Consider the following 12,861-nt stretch of genomic DNA (forward strand, 5'->3'; position numbering starts at 1 on the left):
TCACGGGAGAGGGGCGGAGGCGGCACCTCCGCCCGTGGAAACTCAGGACCGCCGAGGTTCCCGCACCCCAGGCCGCCAAACGTCTCCGCTCCCGCTCACAGCTCCGGCGCCGCCGAAGAACACCCCTCCAGCCGCACATGGGAAGGGGTGCGCGAGCACCCCCTGAAGTGCTGTATTGTTCTTTGTGCGCGAGCGGCAAGGGAAAAACCCCGAGCCGAACGAGCACCGGGACGTGGCGCAGTTTGGTAGCGCACTTGACTGGGGGTCAAGGGGTCGTGGGTTCAAATCCCGCCGTCCCGACCAGCGTTTTCGCAGGTCGCATAGGCCACTTCCGCCGGAAGGCGGGAGTGGCCTATGCGTGTTCCGGGGGGTGGTGATCGCATGGTGGTCTCAGCTCCTCCCTCTCTGGCACGGCTATTGGTTGACTGCTATGCGCCATCAGGGGGTTGAGGCGCGTCGGGCGGTGGAGGTGGTCGCGAAGTGGTCGCGTCCTCCGGGCGTTGGCGCGTGGGTTGTCCGGCGTGGTCGAGGCTGCGGCTGATCTGGTCGACGGCCTGGCTGGTCAGATGGCTGTAGATGTTGGCTGTTGTCGAAAGCGTGGAGTGGCGCAGGGTCTTGGAGACGACCACCAGTGGCACGCCTTCCGTGATGGAGATCGTCGCGGCCAGGTGCCGCAGGTCGTGCAGCGTGATCACGGGGACCCCAGCCCGTGCACACAGCAGGTGGAAGTGGTTGAGGGTGTACTCCGGATGCAGCGGACGCCCATCAGCACGGTGGAAGACCAGCCCATCCGGTGACTCTCCCGCCGCGGCCCGGCGCTCCAGGGCCTGGGTGACGCGGCCGGAGAGGGCGACCCAGTTGCGGCTGGCGCGAGTCTTCGGCGCCGTCAGGACCAACCGATTGTTGTCGACAGCCGACAAGGTCCACCGCACCCGCAGCACACCCTCGTCCAAGTTCACATCCGCTCAGTGCAGCCCCAAGGCTTCACCCTTGCGGATCCCCGTACCGATGAGGAGTTCCACCAGATCCGCGGACTGCGGATCATGCGCATGACAGTAATCCAGGAACTGAGCAGTCTCGGCCATCGTCCAGATCCGCCGCTCAGCCGACGCCGGCCGGGGAATGACCGTCGGCCGCGCCGGATTGTGGATCAGCCGGTGCTGGCGCACCGCCGCGCCCAAAGCGCTGGAGAGCGTAGCCAGACACCGGTGCAACGTGACTCTCCCCCCGCCCCAGCGCCAGCTGGGCGTGCGCAAACCCAGCAATGTGCCCGTAGCAAAGATCATCCAGCCGCACCCCACCCAGGTGGGGAATCAGGCCGGCGTGCACGTAGGCGCGATAGCGCGCATAGGTGGTCGGCTTCAGACTCAGCTCTTTCGCCGCCAGCCGGCTGCGAAGGTACTCGGCCACAGTCTCGTTCGGATCGGCCCGGAATCCGGCGCCTTCCCCTTCCAGAAAGCGGCGCAGCGCTGCCTGAGCCTCTTCCCGGCTGGTAAAGCCACCACGGCGCACCGTGGCCCGTCGTCGCCCCGGATCGAACACGTCCACCGCGAAGGACCACCGGCCGTGATCCGGATCGGACATCAGGCGCGGGCAACGCGCCCCCAGCTGCCGCCGCTGCCCATCCCGGCACCGCACCGCCGATACACGCGGCCCCGATCTCGTACCGACCGCATCGCACTCACCACCGATCACCCTGGGGAGCCCTACTTCCAGTTTCGCTCAAGCCCCCCGAACCCTGCGATCACCCCGCGATCACCAGCCCCGTCATAAGCCTCTGGCCTGCGCCGACCCCTTGTCTTGCGGCCCTGTGCGGAATCGCTCGCCTTCAGTTGTGGTACGCAGCCGACGCGGCGCCGCAGGCGGTCTCAGCTCCTCACGGCGGCAGTGTGGCCCAGCGCGACGGTCGGAAGAGGCGTCAGGCCAGGCCCAGTCCCCGCCACGCACTCCGTGTGATGCGTCAATGGGCCGCCCCGCGTGGGTCAAGGGGTCGTGGGTTCAAATCCCGCCGTCCCGACCATGCTTTAGCTGGTCGAAGGCCGTTTCCATCGAGGAGTGGGAGCGGTCTTTTGTGCTCGTGGTCGTGGAGTGGTCGTCATCCGGGCGGTGCGGGCATGCAGGTCCGGGTGAGGCCGTGGTGCGACCACAGCAGCAATGGCGTCGACGCATTCGCGATCATCGCCCCCACGGTCCGCCGTCCCGCTCCTGAAGCCGTCTCGGCCTGGGCACGGAACCTGACCCACGGAATCAACACGAACCACATGCGAAAAACTTAGGTGACCCATCTGCGGCGGCCGAGTCGTCGGCACCCCAGCGCACCCGAGAAACCGACGGGCCCGGGCTTCACGTCTCCGGGCGGCCCCACCCCGCAGCCCTGGCGGGACCCTTGCGCGTCAAGGTGGCCAGGCATCCCCATCCACCCACTGCCGCACTTGATCGCCTAAAGATCCGTAGTATCAGTGCTTATCGAGCAACTTCACAGGGCGGGTGTGGCGGTGGGCGGAAGAACGTCGCGGATCATCGAGGACGTAGCGATCAGCCAGCGTGACGAGGACCGGTTCGATCATGCCTCGGTCGCGCGCGAGCTCGCCGACATCACCCGCAACTCCAAAGAGGCCCTGGCTATTGGCCTGCTGGGCCGCTACGGCACCGGCAAATCGTCGGTCGTACGGCTGCTGAAGGACGAACTGTCAAACGACATCGACTACCCGTCCATGGAGGCGGAGCAGCTGCTTGCCGAGGTCCGCACCCGGCAGGAGCTGCCGGGTCATGTGAAGCTCAACGGAGAAACGCCGCTGCACCAGTGGCCTCTCGCCTGGGCCCTGCAGCAGTTCGCCCTCGAGCGTTCATCGGTCGACTCCGCCTCGTAATGCGTAGTCACGACGCCGCCGTTGCCGCAGAGAGCGGAGCGCAGCTGAGTAGTTTCGGTCAGCTTGAGACCTGACTCGCCACACGTGATAGGAGTCAACGAGACGTACGGGCGCGCGCCGGGTAGCCGGTGCGCGCCCCGCGGCGGCGGGAACGGCCCGTCCGCGTCCGGGATCACCAGGGCGGGCTGGGCAGATCCGAAGCCCGCAGTCGGCGAACAGCGAGTCCGGCCTGCGTCGCGGGTGGCGGCCCCGCCGCGGATGGGCGGGATCGCGTCCAGGAGTGGCATCAGCTGGGTGACGTCGTTGCGGTTACCGCCGGTGAGGAGGACCGCGAGCGGGTGCCGTGCCCGTCGGTGATCAGATGGTGCTTGGAGTCTGCCCGGCCCCGGTCGACCGGCGAGGAGCCCGTGTTGTGGATCCCCTTTTAGGGCCCTGACGTGGGAGGAGTCGACCACGCAGCGCGACCGGTTGAGCCGGGCTGCCGCGTTCAGTCCGGCCAGTAGCGCCTCGTGGAGCCGCTACCAGACGCCGGCCTGGTTCTAGGGCCTCGACCACCTTCAACGTCGCCCCGACGGCTGGCGACCGGCCTCGTCGGCATCAACCAGACCGTACCCTCCAACGCCGCAGCCCCGTTCGGCGGCGTCAAGCAGTCTGTCCTTGGCCGCGAGTGAAGCATCGAGAGGCGCGAGGAGTGCCAGGAGATCCGCCTCTACAACCTCACACTCCGGCCGGGCAACGGATTCGCTTGCTCGTCGCCGCATCGTCGGAATGCGGATCCATGGCCGTCCGCCGAGGCGGCGGCTTCTTACGCTCCGCCGAGCAAGCGGAAGCCAGAGCTGCTTTTCGGCAGCACGGGCGCCCTCGCGCACAGGGACACCCCGGTGCTCCCACATCGGGACACCGGGCGGGGCCAGAACGGGCCTCAGCCCTCGGGGTTTCGGCGTTGCCCGCGTAGGCCGGCCCAGTGGCGCAGGCGTTCGCTGATCTGGGCTTCGTAGCCGTTGCGGGTGGGCTGGTAGTACGTCTCGCGGTCCATGTCGTCGGGGAAGTAGTCGGCTCCGGAGAAGCCGTCTGTGGTGTCGGGGTCGTACTGGTAGTCCTTGCCGTAGCCGAGGTTCTTCATCAGACGGGTCGGGGCGTTGAGGATGTGAGCGGGTGGCATGAGGGAACCGGTGCGACGGGCGGCGCGGTGTGCGGCGTTGAAGCCGCGGTAGACGGCGATGGACTTGGAGGCGGTGGCGAGGTAGACGACGGCCTGAGCGATCGCCAACTCACCCTCGGGGGAGCCCAGTCGCTCGTACACGTCCCAGGCGGCAAGCGTCTGCTGGAGGGCGTGAGGGTCGGCGATCCCGATGTCCTCACTTGCGAAGCGGACCAGGCGGCGGGCCACGAACAGGGGGTCCTCGCCGCCGTCGAGCATGCGGGCGAGCCAGTACAGGGCCGCGTCCGGGTCGGAGCCGCGCATCGACTTGTGCAGTGCGGAGATCAAGTTGTAGTGGCCCTCCTGCGCCTTGTCGTACACCGGGGCGCGCTGCTGGATGTGGTGGGCGAGCGCGGCGGTGTCCAGCGGTGTCCCGGTCTTGGGGAGGGCGTGGAGCTGTTCGGCCATGTTGAGGAGGTAGCGGCCGTCGCCGTCGGCCATGGCGATCAGGGCGTGGCGGGCGTCGTCGTCCAGGGGCAACTGGTGGCCGGTGAGGCGCTCGGCGCGGTCGAGGAGCGTGGACAGTACGGCTTCGTCGAGGCGTTTGAGGACGAGGACCTGGGTCCGGGAGAGCAGGGCGCCGTTGAGTTCGAAGCTGGGGTTCTCCGTGGTGGCGCCGATCAGGATGACCGTGCCGTCCTCGACGTAGGGCAGGAAGCTGTCCTGCTGGGCGCGGTTGAAGCGGTGGATCTCGTCGACGAACAGCAGGGTGCTCTGGCCGATGGTGCGCCGACTGCGTGCGGCGGCGAAAACCTTTCGCAGCTCGGCGACGCCGGAGAAGGTGGCCGACACCGGCTCGAAGGCCAAGTTGCCGGCGTCCGCGAGGAGCCGGGCGATGGTCGTCTTCCCGACGCCGGGCGGCCCCCACAGGATGGCGGAGCCGAGGCGCTGCTGGGCGACCATGCGGCCCAGCGGGGCGTCCGGGGCCAGGAGGTGGTCCTGCCCGACGACATCCTCCAGCTGGGTGGGGCGCAGGCGGTCGGCGAGTGGCCGGGCGGGCTCCTCGTCGAAGAGCGGCAGAGTCGGTTCCATCGGTCTCTCGGGTTGCAGGCGGAGGTGTGCGGGCGTGGCAAGCCTTGCACGGGGCACTGACAGGCGTGGGCTCAGCAGATCGTGGGCGCGCTTGCGGTGCTCATCGGGCGCGGGGGCGGTCGCGCCCGGGCAGCCGCTCGAAGACGAGGTCGTAGGAGTCCTCGACCGCGTCAGTGACCAGTCGCTTGGTGATGCCGGGTCCAGGACCGAGCGAGATCCAGTGGCGTTTGTCGAGGTAGCGGCCCGGTGTGATCGATACGTAGCGACATACTTGCGCGCGGGCGTGTTCGGGTTCGCACTTGACCGTGATGATCTGCTCGTCCGGGTCGTCGGTGACGATCAGGAACACCTTGCCCGCGACCTTGTACACGTCCAGGTGCTGGGTGAACGGGTAACCATGGTCCGTCCCGGGTAGCGCGAGGGCCGCCTGGCGGGCGGTGCCCTGGAGCCGGTCGCCGGCCGCGCTCACCGGGCCGCCCGCGTGCCGCTGCCGTAGGTATGCGGGTCAACGGGCCGCTCGGCCTTGGGCAGGTGAGCGACCACGAGCCGGTAGGAGTCGGTGACGAGCTCATCGACGAGCTCCTTGCCGACGCCGTCCCCGCCCTCCAGCGTGATCCAGTGCTTCTTGTTCATGTGGTAGCCGGGCGTGATGTGGCTGTACTGCTCCCGCAGGGCGAGGGCCTCACCGGGGTCCGCCTTGAGGATCACGACGGGACGCCCCGGGACCTCGGTCATCAGCATGAACACCTTGCCACGCACCTTGAAGACCTCCCAGTCGTAGCCGAAGGGATGCTCCAGCTGGGCTCCGGGAAGCTCCTCGGCGCAGTCGGCGGCGGTCTTGTGCAGCGTCGTTCCGTTCATGGGGCGTTGCCTTTCCTCAGAGGTGGTCGCGGAGGCACATCCCATCCTTCCCTCGAAGCCGACAAAAAGGGCAGTAGGCTGCGGACACGTGATGGTCGACAAGCGACACTCCAGCCCGAGCGGACAGGCCAGGCCGGCCGCGGTCCCGTTGTTCGGATTCCACCCCCCGGTCGGCACCCCGTACGGCCTGGAGGTGAGTACCGTCGAGGACTTCTTCGCCCAGCACGACGACTGGCCGTGGAACCCGCCCCGGCCGGGCCGCGCCACCTTCCACTACCTCATCACCGTCACCGAGGGCGAGCTGCGGCACGACGTCGACCACATCACCCGGACCGTCGCCCCCGGCCAGTGGCTGTGGGTGCGTCCCGGACACACGCAGTGCTGGCACCCGCCCGGCGCCGCCCGCGGCCCGTTCATCCTGTTCGAACCGGACGTGCTGCGGCCCGACATCGCCCGCCTGCTGGCCCCGCTCACCGCGCACGAGGCCCCTGCCGTGCTGAGCCCGCACCCCGACGACGACGCCTGGCTCCAGCAGACGGCACTCCAGCTTCTGAGCGAACACCGCGCACTTGGACGCCGACCCCTCGACGTCCACCACGCCCTGCGGCGCAGCCTGCTCGAATCGCTGCTGCTGCGCCTCGCCAACGCCCCCGGGATCACACCCGCCGGCACGAGTGCCGGCAGGAGCCACGGTGACACCTACGGACGGTTCGCGGACGCCCTGGAGCTGCACTTCCGCGAACTGCACCGGGCCGCGGACTACGCCGAGCTGATCGGCTGCTCGGTCCGCACCCTCAGCCGCGCCGCCCGGGAAGCCACCGGCAAGGGAGTGCGTGAACTCATCGACGAGCGGCGCCTCCTCGAAGCCCGGCGCCTACTGGGAGACGCCCGGTGGGACGCCCGGTCCGTGGCCGTCCACCTCGGCTTCACCGATCCCTCGAACTTCGGCCGCTTCTTCCGCGACCGCACCGGTCTCACCCCGGCCGCTTTCGCGGCACGGTAGGCAACGCGCGGGTAGGGGTACCGATCGGGCTGGGGTCACACCCAGTTGGGGATGTGCTCTTCGGCGTAGCGGGCGCCGAATCCGCCGGTCGGGAGGATCTCGTGGATCGCGGCGAGATCGGCCTCGGTGAGGGTGACGTCGGCCGCGTGGGCGTTCTCCTCCATGCGGGCGACGCGCCGGGTACCCGGGATCGGGACGATGTGCTCGCCCTGCGCGAGCAGCCAGGCCAGGGCGAGCTGGGAGACGGTGATGCCCTTGGCGGTGGCCAGCCGGCCAAGTCGCTCCACGGCTTCGACGTTCTTCTCGAAGTTGCCGGGCTGCCAGCGCGGGTTGGTCTTGCGGAAGTCGGTGGCGTCGTACTCTGCCGCGGGCTTCGCGCTACCGGTGATGAAGCCGCGGCCGAGGGGCGAACGGGGAACGAAGCCGATGCCGAGCTCCTGCAGGACCGGAAAGAGCTGCTCGACGTCGCGCTCGAACAGCGAGTACTCGGTCTGCAGGACCGAGACCGGCTGGACGGCGTGCGCCTTGCGGATGGTCTGCGGGCCGGCCTCGCTCAGGCCGAAGTACTTGACCTTGCCCGCATCGATGAGCTCCTTGACGGTGCCCGCGACCGCCAAGGCCGAGTTCTCCCAGCACGGGATCGCCGGGGAACCGACCCGCATGGACCCCACGACCTGCCCGGTTACGCAGGCCGCCTCCACGACTACTTCACCGACCATCCCGACCGCTTCCGGCTCATGAGCTGGGGGCAACTGGAACTTGACGCCGGCGATTCCCTCCCCCACGACACCTTCCGGGAATCGGTGGCCAGCAAGATCGAGCAACTCCGCGAGGCCCAGGAAGCCGACCAGCTGGAGGCCCCCTGGGACCCGGTCGACATCCTGGTCCTCGTCCACCAGATCGCCACCGCCTGGGCTGCACAGCCTGACCTGCTGCCCCGTCCGGCGAGGGCCGCGCCACGTTCCTGACGGCGCGCCGAGCTGCCATGGTCGCGGCCCTCGAGCGTGCAGTTCGTGAACCAGTCGACGTGGGATCCGGTGGCGGTGCGGCAGCGGGGTGAGCGGATGCTGCCACTGACCCGGCCGACGGCATGGGTGATCGACGATGTGTCGGTGCCCAAGGACGGCCAGATGTAGGTCGGGGTAGCCCGCCAGTACTGTGAAGCGGTGGGCAAGCGCGCCAGCTGCCAGGTCGCGGTCAGTGTCCACACCGCCACCGACACCGCCTCGCGCCCGCTGCAGTGGCGGCGGTTCACCGCCGTGTTGGAAGCGATCCGCGTGCCCCGCCTCGGACCCGGGCGACCCCGCCCCGGCCCGCTCACGTCCTGGGCGACAAGGGCTACATCTCGAAAGCGATTCGAAGCTGGCTCCGCCGCAAGCGCATCACCCACACGATCCCCGAGCGGGCCTACCGGGCCCGGCGCGGCAGCCGGGGAGGCGCCCGCCAGCCTTCGACCGAGAGGCCTACAAGCACCGCAACGTCGTGGAACGCTGCTTCAACCGCCTCAAGCAGTGGCGCGCCATCGCCACCCGCTACGGCAAGACCGCCCAGTCCTTCGAAGCAGCCGTCGCCCTCGCCCCACACCTGATGTGGGCGTGAAATTTGACCACAGAACCTAGGGGGCACCGCCGTGTGACTGTAAAGCCGGTTGAACAGTTCCCATCAGGACTTGGAGCTGGGCCGACCGGGAATGTGACTGAGAATGGACTTAGAGAAACCCCCATCGACGCAGAAATCTTGGCCGGTGACATATCCTGCCAGCGGGCCGACAAGAAACTCGATCACGTTTGCGATATCCATCGGGTCGCCAATTTTCGACAGCGGGATGATTTTTTCCCTTGCCTTCTTTACTTCGGGATCGAGGTACATTTGTTCAGTCATCTGCGTGCGAGTCATGCCCGGGGATACCACGTTCACGCGGATTCCGTCAGGTGCCCATTCCAGTGCGAGTGTCTGAGCCAACATCGTGAGTGCAGCCTTGGTCGGACTGTAAGCACCCGATCCGGCATGTGGGAGCTGGCCGGACATCGAAGAGGTGAAACAGGCGGACCCGCGACTGTCCTTCAGGTGCGGGTAACTTGCTTTGGCAAGTAGCCACGCCCCGCGGAGGTTGACGGAGAACATGCCGTCCCAGTCCTCGAGGGAGAGATCCTTGAGTGCGCCAGGGTTGGCGATTCCGGCATTTGCCACCAGCGCATCCAAGCCGCCGAACTCGTCGACCACAGCGGTTACCAGCTGACCGGGCACGTCGGGATCACCCAGATCCCCTGTCAATGCAATGGCTTTGCCGCCCATCGACTGGACCGATCGGACGACCTCGTCTTGTCGCGCGTTCGCAGTAAGGCCGGATACCGCGATCATCGGCTGTTCGCCACGGGCAATCGCTGCCTCTGCGAGCCTCAGGCTTGCAGACGCGCCGATGCCGCTGCTTCCGCCACTGACCAGAACTCTCATCGCACACTCTCCTTGTATACTCCCAGCGGGCATACTCAGCAGGTCACACGTGGCAGCTGTATCTGATGCGTTTCGAAGCACTTCGACTCACACCGGTGATCGAGAAATGCCACCTTACTGTTCGACGACCCTCGGAGTCACTCTGAACCCCGAGGCATCGAAATCACTCTCCGAGATTCCAACCCTCTTCACTGAGGTCACGCATCGCCTTCGCGAATTCTTCAAGGGTATTCTCTTCGCGGATGACTTCGAGCACGACGTTGTCTACCCCGATCGTTTCGTTGACTGCTTTACACAGCTCGTTCCAATCGATCACCCCAGTGCCGATGGGGTCGTGGCCCCACGTTTCCGTACCCGTGTCGGAGATATGCATGAGCGCAACCGATCGGTGGTGCGAGCGCAGACTCGATACGGGATCCTCCCCGATGTAAGCAGCGTTCGCGACGTCGTACACGATTTTTAGTGCATCATCATTGACCGTGCCGACGATATCTATCAGTTCTCCAATCGTTGGTGCAAAGCAGTAGGGGGTGTTCTCGAAGAGGAGTCGTTTTCCCGCCCGCTTGGCCAGCGGGATCAGCTCTTCCAGGCTTTCGTGCATCCACCCGTGGACATTCTCGAGCGAGGGGGAGATCATAGGACGCCGCGTGCCGGGTGAGATCACAATTTCCGGGACATCCCAAGCTACCGCAAGATCGATCACCGACGTGATGTGCTCGATGCTCTTCCGGCGCATGCTGGCACCAGGACTGGCCAGATTGATGTCGTATCCGCCGGCATTCAAGGATCGGATCTTGGCGCCGTTCTCGTTGAGCGTCGCCAGGATTGTCGAATGCTCGGAGCTGGAGATCTCTTCCGGCCAGCAATGCGGAGAACTGATGGGAACCTCGAAGGTATTGTACCCATTCTGGACCAACTCGGATATCGCATCGATCGCCGTTGTCGACCAAAGATATGAAAAAGTGTTGATGATCATGTGGATTTCCGTTCAACCTTTGAGGTGTCCCCATCGCGCGCTCGGCAGCAGGGGCGGCTACGACCGGGATTCCTTGTATTGTTCAGGGGCTGAACTGGCAGCAGTGAGCTCTTCATACTCCGCCGCGAGCGAGTCCAGGCTTCGCTGAGCCCACGTCCCCACTGCTCGAGCCGGGCAGCAACGGCCGGCTGAACTCCCATTCCGCATCGGACAGTTCATGACGACTCCGTGCTCAGGGTGGAGCCGCTCCATCAACTGCCCATCCCGAGCCGGGCGCCGCCGGCGACATCCAGGCTCAGACCGGTCAGGTAACGGTTTGCCGGGTCAGTGAGGAAGGCGATGGTCGCCGCCACCTCCTCCGGCTCGGCGAACCGGCCCATCGGGATCTGCGCGGACCGGGCCTCGCGGGCGCGCCGGTCCCCCTCAGGGTCGCCGCCGCCGGCGCGGTCGGCGAGCTGGTCCCACATGGCGGTGTTGACCGGGCCGGGGCACACACAGTTGACCGACACGTTGTCCGGGCCGAGTTCCAGGGCGAGCGACCAGCAGATGTTCAACACCGCCGCCTTGCTGGCGTTGTACGGCACGTATGCACGACGGGCCTCCTTCGCGGCGACCGAGGCCACCGCGACCATGGAGCCGAAGCTCTGGGCCCGCATCACCAGGCCGACTTCGCGCAGTACCGAGAAGGATCCTGTGGCGTTGATTGCCATCACCCGGGCGAACTCGGAGCTCGGGGTCGTGAGCAGGTCCGGCTCGTTGCCGAGGATTCCGGCGGCGTGCACCAGGACGCCGATCGCCCCGTACTGCGCCCGGATCCCGGTCACGGTGTCGTGCACCGCCTGCTCGTCGGTGACGTCCAGTTCACGGAAGTCCGCGAGCCACTTCGGGAGACTCTCCGGTGCCGTGCGGTCGCAGCCGATGACCGTCGCGCCGGCTGCGTGCAGCCGTTCGGCGGTAGCGGCTCCAATACCTCCGCTGGAACCGGTGACAAGCGCGATCTGGGACGGGGCGGTCATGGGGCGTCCTCCGTAGATGCCGTGGATTTCGTGGATGCTGAGCATTACTCGGCTTCAGATGCCGCAGGGGGCGTGGTGTCAGTGGTGTGCGTGCCCGCGCGGCCCGTCTCCGGCAGCGTCAGGTAGACGATGAGGCAGATCAGGACGATGGCCGTCATGTACACCGCCACGCCCATGGGGTGGCCCGCCTCGACGAATGAGCTGGCGATGAGCGGGGCCGTCCCACCGAGGGCCGCGATGACGATCTGGTGGGCCACACCGATGCCGGACACGCGGACGGCGGCGGGGAACAGTTCGGCCTGGATCGTCGGGTAAACGCCCTGCCAGATCGCCAGGACCACCCAGCCGCTGACGGTCACCGTCACGTATACGCCGAATCCCGGCTGCTGCAAGAGCAACAGCAGCGGGTAGAAGAGCACCACCATGCCCACGGCCCCGATGATGGGGAAGGGCTTGCGGCGGCCGATGCGGTCGGACAGGGCGCCGCACAGCGGCACAATGATCACCAGCAGGCCCAGCCCGATGGCGTTCCCCGCCAGGGCGGAGTCCAGGTCACGTCCGGTGGTCAGGTGTGCGTAGGTGGGAAGGAATGTGGCCCACGTGTAGTAGGCGACGGCGGGGGCCGACAGAGCCGCGGTTTGCAGCAGTGCCTTGGGGTGCCTGCGCAGCAGTTCCCGCAGGCGCAGGTTCTCGGGTTGGCCGTCGGCGGCGGACTGCTCGACGGCGGCCTCGAACTCGGGGGATTCGTCGGCGCGCGAGCGCAGCAGCAGACCGACGACGCCGAGGAGGCCGCCGATGGCGAACGGGATGCGCCAGCCCCACGTCTCCAGGTCGTGGGTGCTCAGGGTCGAGGTGACGATCGCCCCCATGCCGGTGGCGGCCAGCGTCGCCAGGCCGCTGGCCATATTCGACAGCGAGCCGAACAGGCCGCGCCGGTCGGTCGAGCCGTTCTCCACCATGTAGGCGATGGCGCTCTGCGACTCGCTGCCGGCCGAGATGCCCTGCAGTACGCGGGCGATCAGGAACAGCAGCGGTGCCGCGTAGCCGATGGCGGAGAACGGCGGGGTGAGCGCGATGATCAGGCTGCCCGCGGTCATGCCGCCGACCGCTACGGCCATCACGACGCGACGGCCGTAGCGGTCGGCCAGAGGGGAGATGATGACGCCGCTCAGCGGCCGCACCACGAACCCGACCGCGTAGGTCAGCAGGGCGCTGATCAGCGACATCGCCGGGCTGCTGCCGGGAAAGATCTGGCTTGAGAAGACGGCGGCCAGGAGGCCGTAGATGTACCAGTCGTACCACTCGATGAAGTGGCCGACGGTTCCGGCCAGGATGTTCAACCGCCTTCTGCGGGGCGGGGTTTCTCCTTTGCCCGTGTTGGAGGGGGAGTTCGGTGAGGTTATTCTTGGTGCGTTCGCCATTGAGCGCTCCTCAGTGCAGTGAGGGAT

Annotated in this window: 14 protein-coding genes, 1 tRNA gene and 4 pseudogenes; 8 read left to right on the top strand and 11 right to left on the bottom strand. The window is 67.2% G+C overall.

Annotation, left to right across the window (positions count from 1 at the left end; translation table 11 throughout):
* Positions 1 to 226 precede the first annotated feature (226 nt).
* Positions 227 to 303, top strand: a tRNA-Pro gene (locus tag OHB04_RS02935).
* A gap of 125 nt (positions 304 to 428) precedes the next feature.
* Here OHB04_RS02935 and OHB04_RS02940 read toward each other — a convergent pair.
* Together OHB04_RS02940 and OHB04_RS02945 are read right to left on the bottom strand one after the other, a co-directional pair.
* On the bottom strand, positions 429 to 959 hold the full coding sequence (locus OHB04_RS02940) for a site-specific integrase (protein ID WP_326806744.1): 531 nt from the start codon (positions 957 to 959) through the stop codon (positions 429 to 431).
* Positions 960 to 1,101: 142 nt separating this feature from the next.
* A complete protein-coding gene (locus tag OHB04_RS02945; protein WP_326686100.1) occupies positions 1,102 to 1,584 on the bottom strand; it encodes a hypothetical protein in 483 nt (160 codons plus the stop codon).
* 875 nt (positions 1,585 to 2,459) lie between these two features.
* Here OHB04_RS02945 and OHB04_RS02950 point away from each other — a divergent pair.
* A complete protein-coding gene (locus OHB04_RS02950) occupies positions 2,460 to 2,870 on the top strand; it encodes a P-loop NTPase fold protein (RefSeq protein ID WP_326806745.1) in 411 nt (136 codons plus the stop codon).
* Positions 2,871 to 3,071: 201 nt separating this feature from the next.
* On the opposite strand, the pseudogene OHB04_RS02955 reads toward OHB04_RS02950, so the two are convergent.
* Positions 3,072 to 3,406, bottom strand: a pseudogene (locus OHB04_RS02955) (transposase); the annotation flags it as partial.
* Positions 3,407 to 3,445: 39 nt separating this feature from the next.
* On the opposite strand from OHB04_RS02955, the gene OHB04_RS02960 reads away from it, so the two are divergent.
* A complete protein-coding gene (locus OHB04_RS02960; RefSeq protein WP_442815069.1) occupies positions 3,446 to 3,541 on the top strand; it encodes an aldehyde dehydrogenase family protein in 96 nt (31 codons plus the stop codon).
* Positions 3,542 to 3,792: 251 nt separating this feature from the next.
* On the opposite strand, the gene OHB04_RS02965 is transcribed toward OHB04_RS02960, so the two are convergent.
* From OHB04_RS02965 to OHB04_RS02975, 3 genes are all read right to left on the bottom strand, one after another.
* Complete coding sequence (locus OHB04_RS02965; RefSeq protein WP_326806746.1) at positions 3,793 to 5,103, bottom strand: replication-associated recombination protein A; 1,311 nt, start codon at positions 5,101 to 5,103, stop codon at positions 3,793 to 3,795.
* 100 nt (positions 5,104 to 5,203) lie between these two features.
* Positions 5,204 to 5,572: an MmcQ/YjbR family DNA-binding protein gene (locus tag OHB04_RS02970; RefSeq protein ID WP_326806748.1), complete on the bottom strand. Its 369-nt coding sequence runs from the start codon at positions 5,570 to 5,572 to the stop codon at positions 5,204 to 5,206.
* Positions 5,569 to 5,964: an MmcQ/YjbR family DNA-binding protein gene (locus OHB04_RS02975; RefSeq protein ID WP_326686104.1), complete on the bottom strand. Its 396-nt coding sequence runs from the start codon at positions 5,962 to 5,964 to the stop codon at positions 5,569 to 5,571. The genes OHB04_RS02970 and OHB04_RS02975 overlap by 4 nt, the downstream gene beginning before the upstream one ends.
* Before the next feature lie 88 nt (positions 5,965 to 6,052).
* On the opposite strand from OHB04_RS02975, the gene OHB04_RS02980 reads away from it, so the two are divergent.
* Complete coding sequence (locus tag OHB04_RS02980) at positions 6,053 to 6,967, top strand: helix-turn-helix domain-containing protein (RefSeq protein ID WP_326806749.1); 915 nt, start codon at positions 6,053 to 6,055, stop codon at positions 6,965 to 6,967.
* A gap of 35 nt (positions 6,968 to 7,002) precedes the next feature.
* Here the strand turns inward: OHB04_RS02980 and OHB04_RS02985 are convergent.
* Positions 7,003 to 7,578, bottom strand: a pseudogene (locus tag OHB04_RS02985) (aldo/keto reductase); the annotation flags it as partial.
* Between OHB04_RS02985 and OHB04_RS02990 the strand changes: the two are divergent.
* The 4 genes and pseudogenes from OHB04_RS02990 to OHB04_RS41675 all read left to right on the top strand — a co-directional run bounded on the left by OHB04_RS02990 (position 7,486) and on the right by OHB04_RS41675 (position 8,566).
* Positions 7,486 to 7,935, top strand: a complete 450-nt coding sequence (locus OHB04_RS02990; RefSeq protein ID WP_326686106.1) for a hypothetical protein — start codon at positions 7,486 to 7,488, stop codon at positions 7,933 to 7,935. The pseudogene OHB04_RS02985 and the gene OHB04_RS02990 sit on opposite strands and share 93 nt — an antisense overlap.
* A 39-nt stretch (positions 7,936 to 7,974) precedes the next feature.
* Positions 7,975 to 8,253 (top strand): annotated as a pseudogene (locus OHB04_RS02995) (transposase); the annotation flags it as partial.
* A pseudogene (locus OHB04_RS41670) lies at positions 8,208 to 8,372 on the top strand (transposase); the annotation flags it as partial. The pseudogenes OHB04_RS02995 and OHB04_RS41670, both read left to right, overlap by 46 nt.
* Before the next feature lie 77 nt (positions 8,373 to 8,449).
* Complete coding sequence (locus OHB04_RS41675; protein WP_405806893.1) at positions 8,450 to 8,566, top strand: hypothetical protein; 117 nt, start codon at positions 8,450 to 8,452, stop codon at positions 8,564 to 8,566.
* A 63-nt stretch (positions 8,567 to 8,629) separates the two neighbouring features.
* Here OHB04_RS41675 and OHB04_RS03005 read toward each other — a convergent pair whose 3' ends face one another.
* From OHB04_RS03005 to OHB04_RS03020, 4 genes are all read right to left on the bottom strand, one after another.
* A complete protein-coding gene (locus OHB04_RS03005; RefSeq protein WP_326686107.1) occupies positions 8,630 to 9,421 on the bottom strand; it encodes an SDR family NAD(P)-dependent oxidoreductase in 792 nt (263 codons plus the stop codon).
* Between the two features lie 163 nt (positions 9,422 to 9,584).
* On the bottom strand, positions 9,585 to 10,397 hold the full coding sequence (locus tag OHB04_RS03010) for a sugar phosphate isomerase/epimerase family protein (RefSeq protein ID WP_326686108.1): 813 nt from the start codon (positions 10,395 to 10,397) through the stop codon (positions 9,585 to 9,587).
* Between the two features lie 251 nt (positions 10,398 to 10,648).
* On the bottom strand, positions 10,649 to 11,413 hold the full coding sequence (locus OHB04_RS03015) for an SDR family NAD(P)-dependent oxidoreductase (protein ID WP_326686109.1): 765 nt from the start codon (positions 11,411 to 11,413) through the stop codon (positions 10,649 to 10,651).
* Positions 11,414 to 11,457: 44 nt separating this feature from the next.
* The gene (locus tag OHB04_RS03020) at positions 11,458 to 12,834 is read right to left on the bottom strand and encodes an MFS transporter (RefSeq protein ID WP_326686110.1); all 1,377 of its coding nucleotides are present in this window, start codon (positions 12,832 to 12,834) and stop codon (positions 11,458 to 11,460) included.
* Between the last annotated feature and the right edge of the window lie 27 nt (positions 12,835 to 12,861).

The organism is Streptomyces sp. NBC_01775, from assembly GCF_035917675.1.
Classification (GTDB): Bacteria; Actinomycetota; Actinomycetes; order Streptomycetales; family Streptomycetaceae; genus Streptomyces.